We start from the raw sequence: 16087 nt of genomic DNA on the forward strand, positions 1-16087 counted from the left end.
GCACGGCAAGCCGCAGTCAGTACGGACACTGCAGTACATACAGAGACCAGCGGGCGCGAAATGAAGCAGCGCCTGCCACCACCACACGCCAAAGCACGAAGCGCAATCGAGGGAGAACGCGTTGAGTTCCAGCAACACAACCATCGGCGGCAGCACCGCCACCGTGTCGCAGCAACTGCTCGACACCATGAACGGCACGAGCTCGAGTTCGTCGTCGGCGTCGTCGAGCGGCACGAGCGCGAGCGACCTGCAGTCCACGTTCCTGCGGATGCTCGTCGCGCAGTTGCAGAACCAGGACCCGACCAATCCGATGGACAGCTCGCAGATGACCTCGCAGCTCGCCCAGATCAACACGGTGTCGGGCATCCAGCAGCTCAACACGTCGCTGTCGTCGCTCTCCACGCAGCTTTCGGCGGGCCAGAACGCGCAGGCCGCGCTGCTGATCGGCTCGACCGTGCTCGCCCCGGGCAGCAGCGCCGCCGTGTCGAGCGGCAGCGCGCCGCAGCTCGGCGTGACGCTGCCTTCGGCGGTCTCGGACGTGAAGCTCACGATCACCAATTCGGCAGGCCAGGTCGTCAACACGCTCGACCTCGGCGCGCAGTCGGCCGGCACCGTGCCGGTCACCTGGAACGGCAAGGACAGCTCGGGCAATACGGTCGCCGACGGCACCTACACGATCAGCGCCAGCGCGACGACCAACGGCCAGTCAGCCACGGCAACCGCGCTCGTCGCGAGCCAGGTGCAGGGCGTGGTCCAGAAGTCGGACGGCACCCCGAGCCTCTCGCTCGCCAACGGCAAGACCGTCGCGCTTACGAGCGTCGGCGCCATTCTCTGAACACGATAAACGCGGAGTAGACAACCATGGGCTACCAGCAAGGATTGAGCGGCCTCGCCGCGTCGTCGAACGACCTCGACGTGATCGGCAACAACATCGCCAATGCGAACACCGTCGGCTTCAAGCAGAGCACGGCGCAGTTCGCCGACGTCTACGCGAACACCATTGCGACGTCGGTGGGCAACCAGATCGGCCTCGGCGCCTCGCTCCAGACCGTGCAGCAGGACTTCGCGCAAGGCACGATCAGCACGACGGGCCAGGCGCTGAACGTCGCCATCAACGGCAACGGCTTCTACCAGATGTCGCACAACGGCACGATCACGTATTCGCGTAACGGCGTGTTCCAGCTCGACAAGAACGGCTTTATCACCGACGCGTCGGGCAACGACCTGATGGGCTATGCCGCCAGTTCGACGGGCGTGATCAACACCGCGCAGACCGTGCCGCTGCAGGTGCCGACCACCAACATCGCGCCGGTTGCGACCAAGAACATCACGGCGCAGCTGAACCTGAACGCGCAGGCCACGACGCCTACCACGACGACCTTCAGCGAAACCGACTCGACGAGCTACACGTATTCGACGTCGGTCACGGCTTACGACACGCTCGGCGGCGCACAGACGGTCAACATGTATTTCGCGAAAGACGCGACGAGCGGCCAGTGGGACGTGTATGCCGGTCAGCCGGGCTCGGTGACGAAGCTCGGCACCGCACAGTTCAGCTCGTCCGGCGCGCTCCAGAGCATCACGGCCAGCGCCCCGGCAACGACCAACGGCACCACGTCGTTCAGCTTCAACATCAACCCGACGGACGGCTCCACGAAGCCCCAGTCGCTGACGCTCGACCTCGCGGGCACGACGCAGTACGGCTCGGCCAACGGCGTGAACAACCTCGCCCAGGACGGCTACGCGAGCGGCACGCTGTCGAACTTCTCGATCGCCGCGGACGGCACCATCACCGGCAACTACTCGAACGGCCAGACCATGTCGCTCGGCCAGATCGTGCTCGCCAACTTCAACAACCCGAACGGCCTTTTGAACCTGGGCGGCAACCAGTTCCAGCAAACGGCGGCCTCGGGCGTCGCGCAGGTCTCCACGCCGGGCAGCACGAACCACGGCACGCTCACGGGCGGCGCGCTCGAAGCGTCGAACGTCGACCTGACGAACCAGCTCGTCGACCTGATTACGGCCCAGCGCAACTACCAGGCGAACGCGCAGACCATCAAGACGCAGCAGACCGTCGACCAGACGCTGCTGCAGATGTAACGCGGCTAACCACGTACCGGGCACATCATGGACCGACTGATCTATACCGCGATGACGGGCGCGAGCCAGGCGCTCGAGCAGCAGGCCGTCGTCGCGAACAACCTCGCGAACGTCTCGACCACGGGCTTTCGCGCGCAGCTCGCCAACTTTCGCGCCGTGCCGATGTCGTTCGGCGACGGCTCGACGGTGAACGACCAGACCACGCGCACCTACGTGCTCTCGGCAACGCCTGGCTCGGACATGACGCCCGGTGCGATCTCGCATACCGGCAACCCGCTCGACATCGCGATTCAAGGCCAGGGTTTCATGGCCGTGCAGACGGCCGACGGCAACGAGGCCTATACGCGTGCGGGCAATCTGCACGTCGATGAAAACGGCCAGCTCGTCACGGCCAACAACCTGCAGGTGATCGGCGGCGGCGGCCCGATCGCGGTGCCGCCGGGCTCGGCGATCACGATCGGCAAGGACGGCACGGTATCGGCCATCGCGCCGGGCAGCCCCGCCAACGCGATCGCCATGATCGACCAGATCAAGTTCGTCAACCCGCCGGCAGGCGCGATTACGCGCGGTGACGACGGCCTGTTCCACACGTCGGACGGCAACCCCGCCGACGCGGACCAGACCGTCCAGGTCGCAACCGAGTCGCTCGAGGGCAGCAACGTGAACCCGGTGGCGGCGATGGTCTCGATGATCACCAACGCGCGCCAGTTCCAGATGCAGACCAAGCTGCTCCAGAACGCGGACCAGAACGAGCAGAGCGCGAACCAGCTGCTCAACTTCAGCTAAGCCATTTCAAGTTAAATGAAGGCCGCCTCGCGCAGCGCGAGGCCGGACCGGGAGAAAGACACCGTGAACCGATCGCTCTACATCGCCGCCACCGGCATGAACGCCCAGCAGGCGCAGATGGACGTGATCTCGAACAACCTCGCGAACGTGAGCACCAATGGCTTCAAGGGCTCGCGCGCGGTGTTCGAGGACCTCATGTACCAGACGCTGCGCCAGCCGGGTGCGAACTCGACCCAGCAAACCGAACTGCCTTCGGGCAGCCAGGTGGGCACGGGCGTGCAGCAGGTGGCGACCGAGCGTCTCTATACGCAGGGCAACCTGCAGCAGACCGGCAACTCGAAGGACGTGGCGATCAACGGCGCCGGCTTCCTCCAGGTGCAGATGCCCGACGGCACGACGGCCTACACGCGCGACGGCTCGTTCCAGACCAACGCGCAAGGCCAGCTCGTGACGGCGAGCGGCTACCAGGTGATGCCGGCGATCACGGTGCCCGCCAACGCCACCTCGCTCACCATCGGCAGCGACGGCGTGGTCACGGTCACGACGCCGGGCTCCAGCAATAACACGACCATCGGCACGCTGCAGCTCGCCATGTTCATCAACCCGGCCGGCCTGCAGTCGAACGGGCAGAACCTGTTGTCGGAAACGGCATCGTCGGGCGCGCCCACGGTTTCCACGCCGGGCCAGAATGGTTCGGGCACGCTCAACCAGGGCTACGTGGAATCGTCGAACGTGAACGTCGTGCAGGAACTCGTGAACATGATCGAGACGCAGCGCGCCTACGAAATCAACAGCAAGGCGGTCACCACTTCTGACCAGATGCTGCAAACCCTCAGCCAGATGCAGGTCTGAGGTCTCCCTGGTTAATCAAGTCGGTGAAGAATATGTCGCAGTCCGTTCGAAACCATCCTCGCATCCGCGCGCGGCATCCGGGCACCCCCCGGCCGTTCGTGGCGGCTGTGGCGCTCGCGATGCTGGCGGGCTGCGCCTACCTACCCAACCGGCAGCCGATCACGCAGCAGCCCATGACGGCCGTGCCGCCCCCGCCGCCCGCGAACACCTCGCCGGGCGCGATCTACAACCCCGGCTACGCGGGACGGCCGCTCTTCGAGGACCAGCGTCCGCGCAATACCGGCGACATCCTCACGATCGTCATCTCCGAAAACATCAATGCGACCAAGTCGTCGGGCGCGGCCACCAAGCGCGGCACCAGCGCCAGCTTCTCGGGCACCGCGAACTTCCTGCCGGGCTTCTTCAACCGCGCGAACCTGAATACGACGGGCGCGAACCAGTTTGACGCCACGGGCGGCGCGAACGCTTCGAACACGTTCACGGGCGTCATTACCGTGACCGTGACGAACGTGCTGCCCAACGGCAATCTCGTCGTGTCCGGCGAGAAGCAGATGCTCATCAACCAGGGCAATGAATACGTGCGCTTTTCCGGCGTCGTCAATCCGAACACCGTTGCCGGAGACAACTCCGTGCTATCGACCGACGTCGCCGACGCGAAGATCGAATACTCCGCGAAAGGCGTGATCGACGAGGCCGAGACGATGGGCTGGCTGCAACGCTTTTTCCTGAACATCGCGCCATGGTGAAGATCCGCTTCCATCGTTCGCGCCGCTCGCGCATGAAGGACGTGCTCGCCGCGCTCGGCGTGGCATTCGGCTTCGTGGTGGCCTGCGGTGCGCTCGTCGCCTACGCGACGCCGGCGCGCGCCGAGCGAGTGAAAGACCTCGCGACGTTCCAGGGCGTGCGTGACAACCCGCTCATCGGCTACGGCCTCGTGGTGGGTCTCGACGGCACCGGCGACCAGACGACCCAGGCGCCGTTCACGACGCAGACGCTCGCGAACATGCTCGCGAACCTCGGCATCTCGATCAACAACACGTCGAGCTCGTCGGGTTCCTCGTCGACGCTCAACAACATGCAGCTGAAGAACGTCGCCGCCGTGATGGTGACGGCCGTGCTGCCGCCGTTCGCGCGGCCGGGCGAGCAGATCGACATCACGGTGTCGTCGCTCGCCAACGCGAAGAGCATTCGCGGCGGTACGCTGCTGCTCACGCCGCTCAAGGGCGCCGACGGCCAGGTCTACGCGCTCGCGCAGGGCAACGTGGCCGTGGGCGGCGCGGGCGCCTCGGCCAACGGCAGCAAGGTGCAGGTGAACCAGCTCGCCGCGGGGCGCATTGCCGGCGGTGCGATCGTCGAGCGCGCGGTGATCTCGCCGGTTTCGCAGCAAGGCGGTCTGCTCACGCTGACCGTCAACGACATGGACTACGACACGACGCAGCGCATCGTCTCGGCCGTCAACAACATGTTCGGCCCGGGCACGGCCTCGCCGCTCGACGGCCGCACGATACAGGTGCACGGGCCGGCCGATCCGGGGTCGCAGGTGGGCTTCATCGCGCAGATCCAGGACCTCAACGTGAATCCGGCCACGCCGGCCGCGAAGGTGATCCTGAACGCGCGCACCGGCTCGATCGTCATGAACCAGATGGTGACGCTGGAGAGCTGCGCGGTCGCGCACGGCAATCTCTCGGTCGTCGTGAACACGCAGACGGCGGTGAGCCAGCCCGGTGCGTTTTCCAATGGCCAGACGGTGGCGACGCGGCAGTCGCAGATCCAGCTGAAGCAGGACAACGGGTCGCTCAAGCTCGTAACGGCGGGTGCCAATCTCGCCGAGGTCGTGAAAGCGCTCAACGCGCTGGGCGCCACGCCGGCGGATCTGATGTCGATCCTGCAGGCGATGAAGGCGGCGGGCGCACTGCGCGCCGACCTCGAGATCATCTAAGGGGTGTAACTTGGATAATACGAAGAACATCGGCGGCGGCAGCCTCGACCTCACCAACCGCTTCGCGCTCGACGTGCAGGGCTTCGACTCGATGCGCGCCGCGGCGAACGCCTCGCCCCAGCAGGGCGTGAAGATGGCCGCGAAGCAGTTCGACGCGGTCTTCACGCAGATGATGCTCAAGAGCATGCGCGACGCGACGCCCGACGACGGCCCGCTCGACTCGCACGACGGCGCGCAGTTCACCTCGATGATGGATCAGCAGCTCGCCCAGCAGATGTCGAACAAGGGCATCGGCGTGGCGAACGCGATGCTCAAGCAACTCATGCGCAGCATGGGGGGCGCTGCCGGTGCCGATGGCGCGGGTGGTGCCGGTGGTGCGGGCGGCGTGGCGGGCGCGATCTCGGGGCTTTCGGGCAAGGACGCGAGCGAGGGCAACCTCGCCATGCTCAATGCGCTCGGCCGCGCCTACGGCAACGCTGCCGCCAATGGCGCGCTCGCCAACGGCTCGGGCTACAGCGGCAACAGCGCGCTCACGCCGCCGGTCAAGGGCAACGGCGACGCTTCGGTGGACGCCTTCGTCGACAAGCTCGCCAACGCCGCGCAGCAGGCCAGCTCGACCACGGGCATCCCGGCGCGCTTCATTCTCGGCCAGGCTGCGCTCGAATCGGGCTGGGGCAAGCGCGAGATCAAGAACGCCGACGGCTCGGCGAGCCACAACGTGTTCGGCATCAAGGCGACCAAGGACTGGACCGGCAAGAGCGTCTCGACGGTCACGACCGAGTACGTGAACGGCCAGCCGCATCGTGTGGTGGAGAAGTTCCGCGCCTACGACTCGTACGAAGACGCGATGACCGACTACGCCACGCTGCTCAAGAACAATCCGCGCTACGCGTCGGTGATCAACGGCTCGAAGAGCGCCGAAGGCTTCGCGCACGGCATGCAGCGCGCGGGCTACGCGACCGACCCGCACTATGCGAAAAAGCTGCTGACCATCATGCAGCGGATGGCCTGAAGATCGATTCGACGCCCGGCGCCACGGTTGACGTCAATTAGGCAACCGCAAACGTTGGCTCGGCGCAGTTGCCGGAAGAAGCTGCGCACGCGTGTTTCATGCAGGGAAAAGGCACATTTTTTTTACGCCCAATCCCTAAATTTTTCGTCATGTCTGCCGCTAATGCAGGCGAGATGGAAAAGCAATCCGGGCGGTCGGACCGCCCGAACGGCGCGGGCGGAAAGGGTCCGCTCTCGCGCCGGCACGTTCACGAATTTCCGGCAGGCCGATGAATACCGTTCAGTCGAATCCACAGGAAGCAGGCGAGGGCGCCGAGGGTGCCGACGGCTCCCACGATTTTGGGCGCCGCAATCCGCTCGAGATCGGCGTCCAGCTACGCAATCTCGTCAATCGCGGCGACTTCCTGACCCTCCAGTATCGCGGCGGACAGCTCGTCACGCGCATTCTGGCCGTCAACGGACGCGAGCGCACTTTCGTGTTCGACTGGGGCGCGATGCCCGAGCAGAACACGGGCGTGCTCGCGGCGCCCGAGTGCCTGTTCCACGCCTCGCCCGACGGCGTACGCGTGGAGTTCAAGACGGCTACGCCGCGGCGCACCGAGTTCGAAGGGCACCCCGCGTTCGAAGCCGATTTCCCCGAAGTGCTGTTCTACGTGCAGCGGCGCGAGTACTTCCGCGTCGACACGCCCGTGCTCGAGCCGTGCATCTGCCGCGGCGAGCTGCCGAGCGGCGGCCCGCGCTTTGCGTACGAGGTGCATGACCTCTCGCTCGGCGGCCTCGGACTGCGTACGACCGAGGAGCGCGTCGCGGACCTCGCCATGGGGCTCGTGCTGCCCGACGTCGAACTCGACCTGCGGGCGCACGGCAAGCTGCGCGTGGATCTCGCGCTCGTCGTGCTGCGCTTCATCGATCTGCCCAACGGCGACCGCCGCTATCACATGGGCTTTCGCTTCGACGCGCTGCCCGGCGCCTCCGAGAACACGCTGCAGCGCTATATCACGCAGCTCGAGATGAAGCGCCGCGCGCTCGCGCGTGCCTGAGCGGCACGCGCCTCGCCCGCACGATCCGCCACACCCCGGACGGCGCAGCGCATGCTGCGCCGGCGCGCCCGCCGCGCGGCAGCCGCGCACGCGCCCACTCGCTAACGTTTTCGTCCCCATCGGGCGCTCAATTTTTGCAGTGCGTTGCCGTTATACCGTGAGTACACCACGCGGTTTGCCAGGGGGGCAGGCCGCTTTCGAGGATTACGCATGTCCAACATTTTCTCGATCGGTCTGAGCGGCCTGCAGGCGGCGCAGATTGGTATCTCGACCACCGGCGAGAACATCAGCAACTCGACGACCGCGGGCTACACCGTCGAGAAGCCCGTGTACCAGGAATCGGCAGGCCAGTACACGTCGAACGGCTATCTCGGCAGCGGCGTCACCACCGCGACCGTGCAGCGCGCGTACAGCCAGTACCTCACGACGGCCGTCAACAATGCGCAGACGGCCAGCAGCTCGTACACGGCTTCGTACAACCTCGCCACGCAGCTCTCCAACCTCGTGGGGAGCCCGACCTCGGGCATCGCCACCGCGATCACGAACTTCTTCACGGGCCTGCAGAACGTCTCGAATTCGCCTTCGGATACCGCAGCGCGGCAAACCGTGCTCTCCGACGCGCAGACGCTCGCCACCCAGATCAACGCCGCGAGCCAGCAGTACGACGCGATGCGCCAGAGCGTGAACACGCAGCTCACGAGCGCGGTCTCGCAAATCAACACCTACACGCAGCAGATCGCGAACCTCAACGCGCAGATCACGTCCGCGAGCTCGAGCGGCCAACAGCCGAACCAGCTGCTCGATCAACGCGATCAAGCGGTCGCGAACCTCTCGCAGCTCGTGGGCGTCCAGGTCGTGCAGGGCAGCACCGGCTACAGCGTGTTCCTCGGCAACGGCCAGCCGCTCGTGGTCAGCAGCCAGAGCTACAACCTCGGCACGCAGCCTTCGAGCACCAACCCGCAGGAACTGGCCGTGACCTGGCAGGGCCTGAATGGCGCGAGCGCCGCATCGCAAGGCGCGCCGCAGGTGCTGTCGTCGGCCGCACTGCAAGGCGGCACCGTGGGCGGCCTCGTTTCGTTCGTCTCGTCCACGCTCGATCCGGCGGAGTCGCAACTGGGCGCGATCGTGACGAGTTTCGCCGCGCAGGTGAACTCGCAGAACGCACTCGGCCTCACGCTCTCGGGCGGTGCGGGCGGCAACCTGTTCACGGTGGGCAACCCGCTCGTCACGGCCAGCTCGACGAATCCCGACACGCAGACCACGGTCAGCGCGACGCTCACGAACAGCACGCAGCCGCTCACCGACAACTACAAGCTGAGCTACGACGGCACGAACTGGAACCTCACCGACACGACGACGAACTCGCTGGTCGCGACCCAGCCGAACGGCACCGCGCCGATCAAGATCGGCGGCTTTTCGATTACGCCTTCGGGCACGGTGAGCGCGGGCGACTCGTTCATGATCCAGCCGACGGCCGGCGCACTCGCGAGCTTCTCGGTCGCGACCAGCGACCCCGCGGCGATCGCGGCGGCCACGCCGGTCGTCGTGTCGGCGTCCACGAAGAACGCAGGCACGGCCACGGTTTCGCAGGGCACGGTCGGCGCAGGTTACTCGACCAGCGCGCTGCCTGTCACGCTCTCATACGCCTCGACGAGCACCACGACCGGCACGCTGAGCGGTTTCCCCGTCGGTTCGAAGGTGCAGGTCACCGTGGCCGGCTCGAGCACGCCGACGACGTACACGATCACGAGCAGCACGACGCCGGTGAGCTACGACGCCACCACGGGCGCGACGATCGCCATCATGGATTCCACGGGCACCGTCACGAACGCAAGCTTCACGATGACGGGCACGCCCTCGAACAACGACACGTTCACGGTGGCGGGCAACAAGAGCGGCACGCAGGACGGCCGCAACGCGCTCGCGCTCGCGAACCTCACCTCAAGCACGGCGTACACGGGATCGACCACGCTCACCACGGCGTATGCGAACTACGTGAACTCGATCGGCGACACGGCAAGCCAGCTCAAGGCGTCGAACACGTCGCAGCAGTCGCTCGTGACGCAGCTCACCTCGCAGCAGCAGTCGGTGCAGGGCGTGAACCTCGACGAGGAAGCCGCGAACCTGCTGCAGTATCAACAGCTCTATCAGGCCAACAGCAAGGTGATCCAGACGGCGGCATCGCTGTTCCAGACCCTGCTCGGCATTTTCCAGTGAGGCGCTGACCCATGCGTATCGCGACTTCCCAGATTTTTTCCTCCAGTCTGTCGACGATGGAGAACCAGCAGTCCCAGCTCCTTCAGGTCCAGCAGCAGATCTCGACCGGCGTGGCGATTTCGAACCCGGGCGACAATCCGCTCGGCGCCGCGCAGGCCGTGACGCTTTCCGCCACGAGCGCGACGCTCACGCAGTACACGTCGAACCAGACCACGGCGCTCACTGCGCTGCAGCTCGAGGACACGACGCTCTCGAGCGTGACGAGCACGATGCAGAGCATTCACTCGCTCATCATCGAAGCGCAGAACGGCTCGCTCACGGACCAGGCGCGCCAGGCGATCGCCCAGCAGATGCAAGGCGACCGCAACCAGCTGCTCACGCTCGCCAATACCACGGACGGCGCGGGCAACTACATCTTCTCGGGCTTCCAGAGCACCTCGCAGGTGTTTTCGAACAAGTCGGGCGGCGGCGTGACTTACAACGGCGACGCGGGCCAGCGCGTGATGCAGGTGGCCGGCACGCGCAACATCGCGGTCGGCGACACGGGCACGACGGTGTTCCAGAGCGTGCAGGCCGTGGGTTCGGCCAACGTGGCCTCGGGCAGTTCGTCGAACAAGGGCACGGGCGTGATCAGCGGCGTGACGGTGACGGACCCGACCCAGGCGACCAACAACGACCACTACTCGATCGCGTTCGCCACCGACGCGACCACGGGCGCGCTCACCTACACGGTGACCGACAACAGCGTCAGCCCGGCGACGACCACGACGCCGGCCAATTACACCGAAGGCAATCCAATCTCGCTCGGCTCGGGCATGAGCGTGACGATGTCGGGTACGCCCAGTGCGGGCGACTCGTTCTCGGTCACGCCGGCCACGGCGTCGCAGAACACGGACGTGTTCGCGAGCATCGACAGCATCATCGCTGCGCTGAACACGCCCACGAGCGGCTCCACCGCCGCGGTCGCGAACCTCAACAATGCGCTGAACACGGGCCTCACGCAGATCGGCAACTCGCTGTCGAACGTGATCACGGTGCAGGCTTCCGTGGGCGGCCGCGAGCAGGAAGTGAAGGCGCTGCAAACGGTCACGTCGACCAACTCGCTGCAGGTCACGTCGAACCTCACCGACCTCACGAGCACCAACACAGTGGCCGCGATCAGCCAGTTCGAGCAGCTGTCGAACGCGCTCACGGCTTCGCAAAAGAGCTTCGCGGCAACGCAAAATCTCTCGCTGTTCCAGTACATCAATCCTTGATCGTGAGGCATTGAGCGGTCGAAAAAAAAGCGGATTCCGATCCGCTTTTTTATTGCGCTGCGCGCGCGTCGTGCGAGGCGCGTTTCAACCGTGCGGCCGCAGCGCGCCGGCCACGCGGCCCATCTGGTCGATACCGCTGTCGAACAGGCGCGCGAAGTAGGGAATCAGGTTCGGCATCATCAGCTGAATGAGCAGCAGGCCCACGAGCATCGTGAGCGCGAAGCCGATCTGGAAGATACCGATTTGCGGGGCCGCGCGGTTCAGAATGCCGAGCGACAGATTGGTGATGAGAAGCGCTACCACCACCGGCAACGAAAGCAGCAGGCCCGAGGTGAGGATCGTCGCGCCATAGCTGGCGATCAGCTGCCAGCCCGAGGCGCCGAGCACGCTTGCCGTGACCGGCAGCGTCTGGAACGTGGCGACGAGCGCCGCAATCATCTGCAGATGGCCGTCGAACACGAGGAAGGCCAGCATCGCCATCATGTTCAGCCAGGAGGAGAGCGCGGGCGAACTGGTGTTGGCCTGCGGGTCGAAGAAGCTCGCGAAGCCCAGACCCATGCCGAGGCTCATCATGTCGCCCGCCGCGGTGACGACCGCGAACACGAGCTGCATCGTGAAGCCGAGCGCCACGCCGATCAGGAACTGGTTGACGAGGATCCACACGCCCTCGGCGGAAAACACCGTGACTTGCGGCATCGCGCCGAGCGTAGGCGCGACGATCAGCGTGATGAAGCCCGCGAGGCCGATCTTCACGCGCGTCGGCACGGAGCGGTTGCCCACCAACGGCGCGACCGCCACGAGCGCCAGAATGCGCGTGAACGGCCAGAGGAAGGCCGTGAGCCAGGCGTTGAGCTGCGCGTAGGTGACCGTAAACATCGTGTGCCGGAAGACGAGCGCCGAAAGCGCAGAGGGGCGGCCGGGGCTGCGCTTAGCCCGCGAGCTGCGGAATGCTCGTGAAGATGCGGTGCATGTAGTCGAGCATCGTCGTGAGCATCCACGGGCCGGCGATCACGAGCGTGACCGCGATGGCGACCAGCTTCGGGATGAATGCGAGCGTGGATTCGTTGATCTGCGTGGCCGCCTGGAAAAGGCTCACCACCAGGCCCACCACGAGCGCGACGAGCAGGAGCGGCGCAGCAAGCAGGAGCGCCACATACATCGCCTCGTGAGAGAGCGTCATGACCATTTCGGGCGTCATGTCTGTGTCCTCAGGTAAAGCTCTGCGCGAGCGAGCCGATCAGCAGTTGCCAGCCGTCCACCAGCACGAACAGCATCAGTTTGAACGGCAGCGAAATCGTCGCGGGCGACACCATCATCATACCCATCGACATCAGCACGCTCGCCACCACCAGGTCGATGATGAGAAACGGGATGAAGATCGTGAAGCCGATCTGGAAGCCCGTCTTCAGCTCGCTCGTGACGAACGAGGGCACGAGCAGCGTGAGCGGCACGTCCTCGGGTCCCTGCATGGGCGCCGCGTGCGAGATGCGCGCGAACAGCGCGAGGTCGGACTCGCGGGTCTGGCGCAGCATGAAGGTCTTGAAGGGCGCGACACCCCGCGCCACGGCGTCGTCCATCGAAATCGTGCCGGCCGAGAACGGCTTGTAGCCGTCGTTGTAGGCCTTGTCGAGCACCGGCGACATCACGAACAGCGTGAGAAAGAGCGCCAGGCCCACGAGCACCTGGTTGGGCGGCGTGGTCGTCGTGCCGAGCGCCTGGCGCAGCAGCGAGAGCACGATGATGATGCGCGTGAAGCTCGTCATCATCAGCACCATCGCCGGCAGGAACGACAGCATCGTGAGCAGCAGCATCGTCTGCACGCTCAGCGAGTACGTCGTTCCGCCGTTGGGGCCGGGGCTCGTGTTGAAGGCGGGGAGGCCTTGCGGGCCGCCCGCGCTCTGCGCGTGCGCCAGGTGCGGCAGCGCGAGGGCGAAGGCGCCCGCGCCGAGCATCAGCGCGAACGGAAGCGCCGTTCTGGCGATCTTCGCGAGGGTAGCCGCGCGCGCGCGGACATCGCCGCCTGCGCCCGGCGCATGAAGGGAACTGCCGTGCATTTACTGCGCTCCGCCGTCGTGACGCATGAAACGCGCGTTGATGCGTTTGTTCGCCTCGCTTTTCAGCGCGTCACGAAAGCGCTGTGCGAAGGTGCCCGAGAGGGCAGGGGCGTTGGGAGCGGCCGCTGCGACGCCTGCGGGAAGCTCACCCGCGGGCAGCGTGTGGAGCAGGCGCACGTTGCCGGGCGCGGCGCCCAGCACGAGCCAGGTATCGCCGATCTCGACGACGGCCACGCGCTCCTTGCCGCCGAGCGATGCGCCGCCCACGGTCTTCACGAGCGCGTTCTTCGGGCCGCCCTGGAGGCCGAGACGCCGCGCGAGCCAGGCGCAGCCGAATACCACGGCAATCACGAGCGCCAGACCCAGCACCGTCTGCACCACCGCGCCGAACCCGAGCGCGGGGACCGCGCTGCCGGCGATCACGGCGGATGCGCCCGAAGCAGCCGATGCCGCGCGCGTGGCTTCGTTGAGCGCCTGAAGGTCGGCGGCTCGCGCGCTCATGACCGCGAAGACGGCCGCGCCGGCGAGCGAAAGGTGTACAGCGAGGCGCCACGAGAATCGCAGCACGCGCGCGCCGCGGGACTTCTGCGTGCGTCGCGCGTTGGCGCCGGGAACAGCCTGGGGTTTCATCGGTTCAGCTTCCGGATCCGCTCGGACGGCGTGATGATGTCGGTGAGACGAATGCCGAACTTGTCGTTCACGACCACCACTTCGCCCTGGGCGATGAGGCAGCCGTTCACGAGCACGTCCATCGGCTCGCCGGCCATGCCGTCGAGTTCCACGACCGAGCCCTGCGCGAGTTGCAGCAGGTTGCGGATGGCGATCTTGGTGCGGCCCAGCTCCACGGTCATCTGGACGGGAATGTCCAGAATCATGTCGATGTCGTTGGCCGTTCTGGTCGAATCGACCTTCGAAAGCGGCTGGAACACGGCCGCCGGTTGCGCGGCGGGCGCTTCGTTGCTGTTCTGCTCGGCAAGCGCGCTCGCCCAGTCGTCCATCGAGTCGCTGCCCGCTTCCGGCGCCGCAGCCTCGAAACCCGGGTCGAGCACCGGCTCGTCTGCGCTCGTGCCGTTGATGTCACTCATATCCACCTTCCTTCATCGTGTCGGCTGCGCTGATCATCTTCTGGACCCGCAACGCGTATTGACCATTGAAAATTCCGTAGCCGCACTCCATCACGGGCACGCCGTCCACCTTGGCGGTGATGTGCTCTGCGATGTTCATGGGCAGCACGTCGCCCTTCTTCATGTTCAGGATCTGCTCGAACGTCACGGGCACCTGCGCGAGGTCGGCCGTGAGCTCGACTTCGGCGGCCTGCACCTGCTTCGAGAGCACGCGCACCCAGCGGCGATCCACGTCGAGCACTTCGCCTTGCAGCGGCGAGGCGAGCACGTCGCGGATCGGCTCGATCATCGAGTACGGCATGCAGATGTGCAGCGTGCCGCCCGTCGGCCCGAATTCGATCGAGAACTGCGTGACGATCACGATCTCGTTGGGCGTGGCAACGTTTGCGAACTGCGTATGCATTTCAGAACGCACGTATTCGAACTGAAGCGGCCGCACGCTTTTCCACGCGGTCGTGTAGTGGTCGAACACGAGATTGAGCAGCTTGCCGATGATGCGCTGTTCGGTCTGCGTGAAGTCGCGGCCTTCCACTCGCGTGTGAAAACGGCCGTCGCCGCCGAACAGGTTGTCCACGACGAAGAACACGAGGTTCGGGTCGAACACGAACAGCGACGTGCCGCGCAGCGGCTTCACGTGCACGAGGTTCAGGTTCGTCGGGATCGGCAGGTTGCGGGTGAACTCGCTGTACTTCTGCACGCGCACCGGACCGACCGAGATTTCGGCGGTGCGGCGCATGAAATTGAAGATGCCGACGCGCAACAGGCGCGCAAAGCGCTCGTTGATGATTTCGAGGCCGGGCATCCGGCCGCGAACGATACGTTCCTGCGTCGCGATGTTGTAGGGCCGTACGCCCTGCTTCTCCGAGCCGCTCGAATCGGAATCGACTTCGCCGGTGACGCCTTTGAGGAGGGCATCGACCTCCTCCTGGGACATGAACTCGTCGTGACCCATCGTCATGATGACTGGCCCTCCATCGCGGGAATCATGTCAGTCACGCTCACTGGACGACGAATTCGGTGAACAGCACGTCGTCGACGTGCATCGGCTTCTCGTTCGCGCCGGCAGGCTGCGAGATCAGCACGGCGAGTTCCGTGGCGAGCGCACGCTTGCCGTCGAGCGGTGCGAGGTCGGACGGATGCTTGTTCGAGAGCGCGAGCAACAAGCGGCTGCGGATCTCGGGCATGCGCGCGACGAGCGCGTCCTGGGTGGCCTGGTTGTCGAGCTTGAGCGTGAGGCCGATGCGCAGGTAGTGCGACTCGCCGTCGTCGGCCTGCAGATTGACGGTCATCGGCTCGAGCGCGTAGTACACGGGCATTGCCGGCGGCGCGGCGGTCGGCGTGACCGGCGCGCTCGCCGTGTGGCGCGACATGAAGAACCACGTCGCGCCGCCCGCCGCGGCGGCGGCGAGGATCGCAATGAGCGCGATGACGATAATGCGCTTCATCGGTCCGGGTTTCGCGCCCTGGGGCGCGGCTTGCTGGGATGCGGTGGTGGTCGCCATGTCGAAAGTCAGCCTGGATGCTTGCAAGGGTCCGGGGCACCGACCTGGTGGTCAGTCCGGGCATGCTGCATTGTTCCGGCTTTTGCCTTTCAGCGATGGGAGGAATAGACGGGGGAATTCCGGCTATCTCGTGGTTTTGTTGCGCGCCGCGGCAAGCCGGGCGCGCAAGGACGAGAGGTCAGGGCGCGCAGCCGCTGGGCGCGGCT

At 65.9% G+C, this 16087-nt stretch carries 17 protein-coding genes; 10 read left to right on the forward strand and 7 right to left on the reverse strand.

What is annotated here, in order from left to right; translation table 11 throughout:
* Positions 1 to 187: 187 nt before the first annotated feature.
* The 10 genes from ACOJB8_RS20560 (at position 188) to flgL (ending at position 11201) form a co-directional block, all read left to right on the forward strand.
* On the forward strand, positions 188 to 835 hold the full coding sequence (locus tag ACOJB8_RS20560) for a flagellar hook assembly protein FlgD (protein WP_083245249.1): 648 nt from the start codon (positions 188 to 190) through the stop codon (positions 833 to 835).
* Positions 836 to 861: 26 nt separating this feature from the next.
* On the forward strand, positions 862 to 2100 hold the full coding sequence (flgE, locus tag ACOJB8_RS20565; RefSeq protein WP_368618529.1) for a flagellar hook protein FlgE: 1239 nt from the start codon (positions 862 to 864) through the stop codon (positions 2098 to 2100).
* A 27-nt stretch (positions 2101 to 2127) separates the two neighbouring features.
* Positions 2128 to 2886, forward strand: coding sequence for a flagellar basal-body rod protein FlgF (flgF, locus tag ACOJB8_RS20570; RefSeq protein ID WP_069264348.1), 759 nt, complete (start codon positions 2128 to 2130; stop codon positions 2884 to 2886).
* A gap of 63 nt (positions 2887 to 2949) precedes the next feature.
* Entirely contained in the window at positions 2950 to 3738 is a 789-nt protein-coding gene (gene flgG / locus ACOJB8_RS20575) for a flagellar basal-body rod protein FlgG (protein ID WP_069264346.1), read from the forward strand.
* 32 nt (positions 3739 to 3770) lie between these two features.
* Positions 3771 to 4484, forward strand: a complete 714-nt coding sequence (locus ACOJB8_RS20580) for a flagellar basal body L-ring protein FlgH (protein WP_475013947.1) — start codon at positions 3771 to 3773, stop codon at positions 4482 to 4484.
* A gap of 32 nt (positions 4485 to 4516) precedes the next feature.
* Complete coding sequence (locus ACOJB8_RS20585) at positions 4517 to 5677, forward strand: flagellar basal body P-ring protein FlgI (RefSeq protein WP_069264718.1); 1161 nt, start codon at positions 4517 to 4519, stop codon at positions 5675 to 5677.
* A gap of 10 nt (positions 5678 to 5687) precedes the next feature.
* Complete coding sequence (flgJ, locus tag ACOJB8_RS20590) at positions 5688 to 6689, forward strand: flagellar assembly peptidoglycan hydrolase FlgJ (protein WP_475013949.1); 1002 nt, start codon at positions 5688 to 5690, stop codon at positions 6687 to 6689.
* 268 nt (positions 6690 to 6957) lie between these two features.
* Positions 6958 to 7728: a flagellar brake protein gene (locus ACOJB8_RS20595; RefSeq protein WP_028203371.1), complete on the forward strand. Its 771-nt coding sequence runs from the start codon at positions 6958 to 6960 to the stop codon at positions 7726 to 7728.
* Between the two features lie 210 nt (positions 7729 to 7938).
* Positions 7939 to 9945 carry a flagellar hook-associated protein FlgK gene (flgK, locus tag ACOJB8_RS20600; protein WP_475013951.1) on the forward strand — a complete coding sequence of 669 codons (2007 nt, stop codon included), beginning with the start codon at positions 7939 to 7941 and terminating at the stop codon, positions 9943 to 9945.
* A gap of 11 nt (positions 9946 to 9956) precedes the next feature.
* Positions 9957 to 11201: a flagellar hook-associated protein FlgL gene (flgL, locus tag ACOJB8_RS20605; protein ID WP_368727171.1), complete on the forward strand. Its 1245-nt coding sequence runs from the start codon at positions 9957 to 9959 to the stop codon at positions 11199 to 11201.
* A gap of 84 nt (positions 11202 to 11285) precedes the next feature.
* Here flgL and fliR read toward each other — a convergent pair whose 3' ends face one another.
* The 7 genes from fliR to fliL all read right to left on the reverse strand — a co-directional run bounded on the left by fliR (position 11286) and on the right by fliL (position 15881).
* A complete protein-coding gene (gene fliR, locus ACOJB8_RS20610) occupies positions 11286 to 12077 on the reverse strand; it encodes a flagellar biosynthetic protein FliR (RefSeq protein WP_069264337.1) in 792 nt (263 codons plus the stop codon).
* A 52-nt stretch (positions 12078 to 12129) separates the two neighbouring features.
* Positions 12130 to 12399 carry a flagellar biosynthesis protein FliQ gene (gene fliQ, locus ACOJB8_RS20615; RefSeq protein WP_069264333.1) on the reverse strand — a complete coding sequence of 90 codons (270 nt, stop codon included), beginning with the start codon at positions 12397 to 12399 and terminating at the stop codon, positions 12130 to 12132.
* A gap of 10 nt (positions 12400 to 12409) precedes the next feature.
* Positions 12410 to 13153: a flagellar type III secretion system pore protein FliP gene (gene fliP / locus ACOJB8_RS20620; RefSeq protein ID WP_246089067.1), complete on the reverse strand. Its 744-nt coding sequence runs from the start codon at positions 13151 to 13153 to the stop codon at positions 12410 to 12412.
* Positions 13154 to 13255: 102 nt separating this feature from the next.
* A complete protein-coding gene (gene fliO, locus ACOJB8_RS20625; protein WP_410860034.1) occupies positions 13256 to 13885 on the reverse strand; it encodes a flagellar biosynthetic protein FliO in 630 nt (209 codons plus the stop codon).
* Positions 13882 to 14340, reverse strand: a complete 459-nt coding sequence (gene fliN, locus ACOJB8_RS20630; RefSeq protein ID WP_069264329.1) for a flagellar motor switch protein FliN — start codon at positions 14338 to 14340, stop codon at positions 13882 to 13884. The genes fliO and fliN overlap by 4 nt, the downstream gene beginning before the upstream one ends.
* Complete coding sequence (gene fliM, locus ACOJB8_RS20635; RefSeq protein ID WP_069264713.1) at positions 14333 to 15331, reverse strand: flagellar motor switch protein FliM; 999 nt, start codon at positions 15329 to 15331, stop codon at positions 14333 to 14335. Before fliM ends, fliN begins: the two co-directional genes overlap by 8 nt.
* A 46-nt stretch (positions 15332 to 15377) precedes the next feature.
* Complete coding sequence (gene fliL / locus ACOJB8_RS20640; RefSeq protein WP_069264327.1) at positions 15378 to 15881, reverse strand: flagellar basal body-associated protein FliL; 504 nt, start codon at positions 15879 to 15881, stop codon at positions 15378 to 15380.
* Between the last annotated feature and the right edge of the window lie 206 nt (positions 15882 to 16087).

This window comes from Paraburkholderia sp. BR10141 (assembly GCF_056155635.1).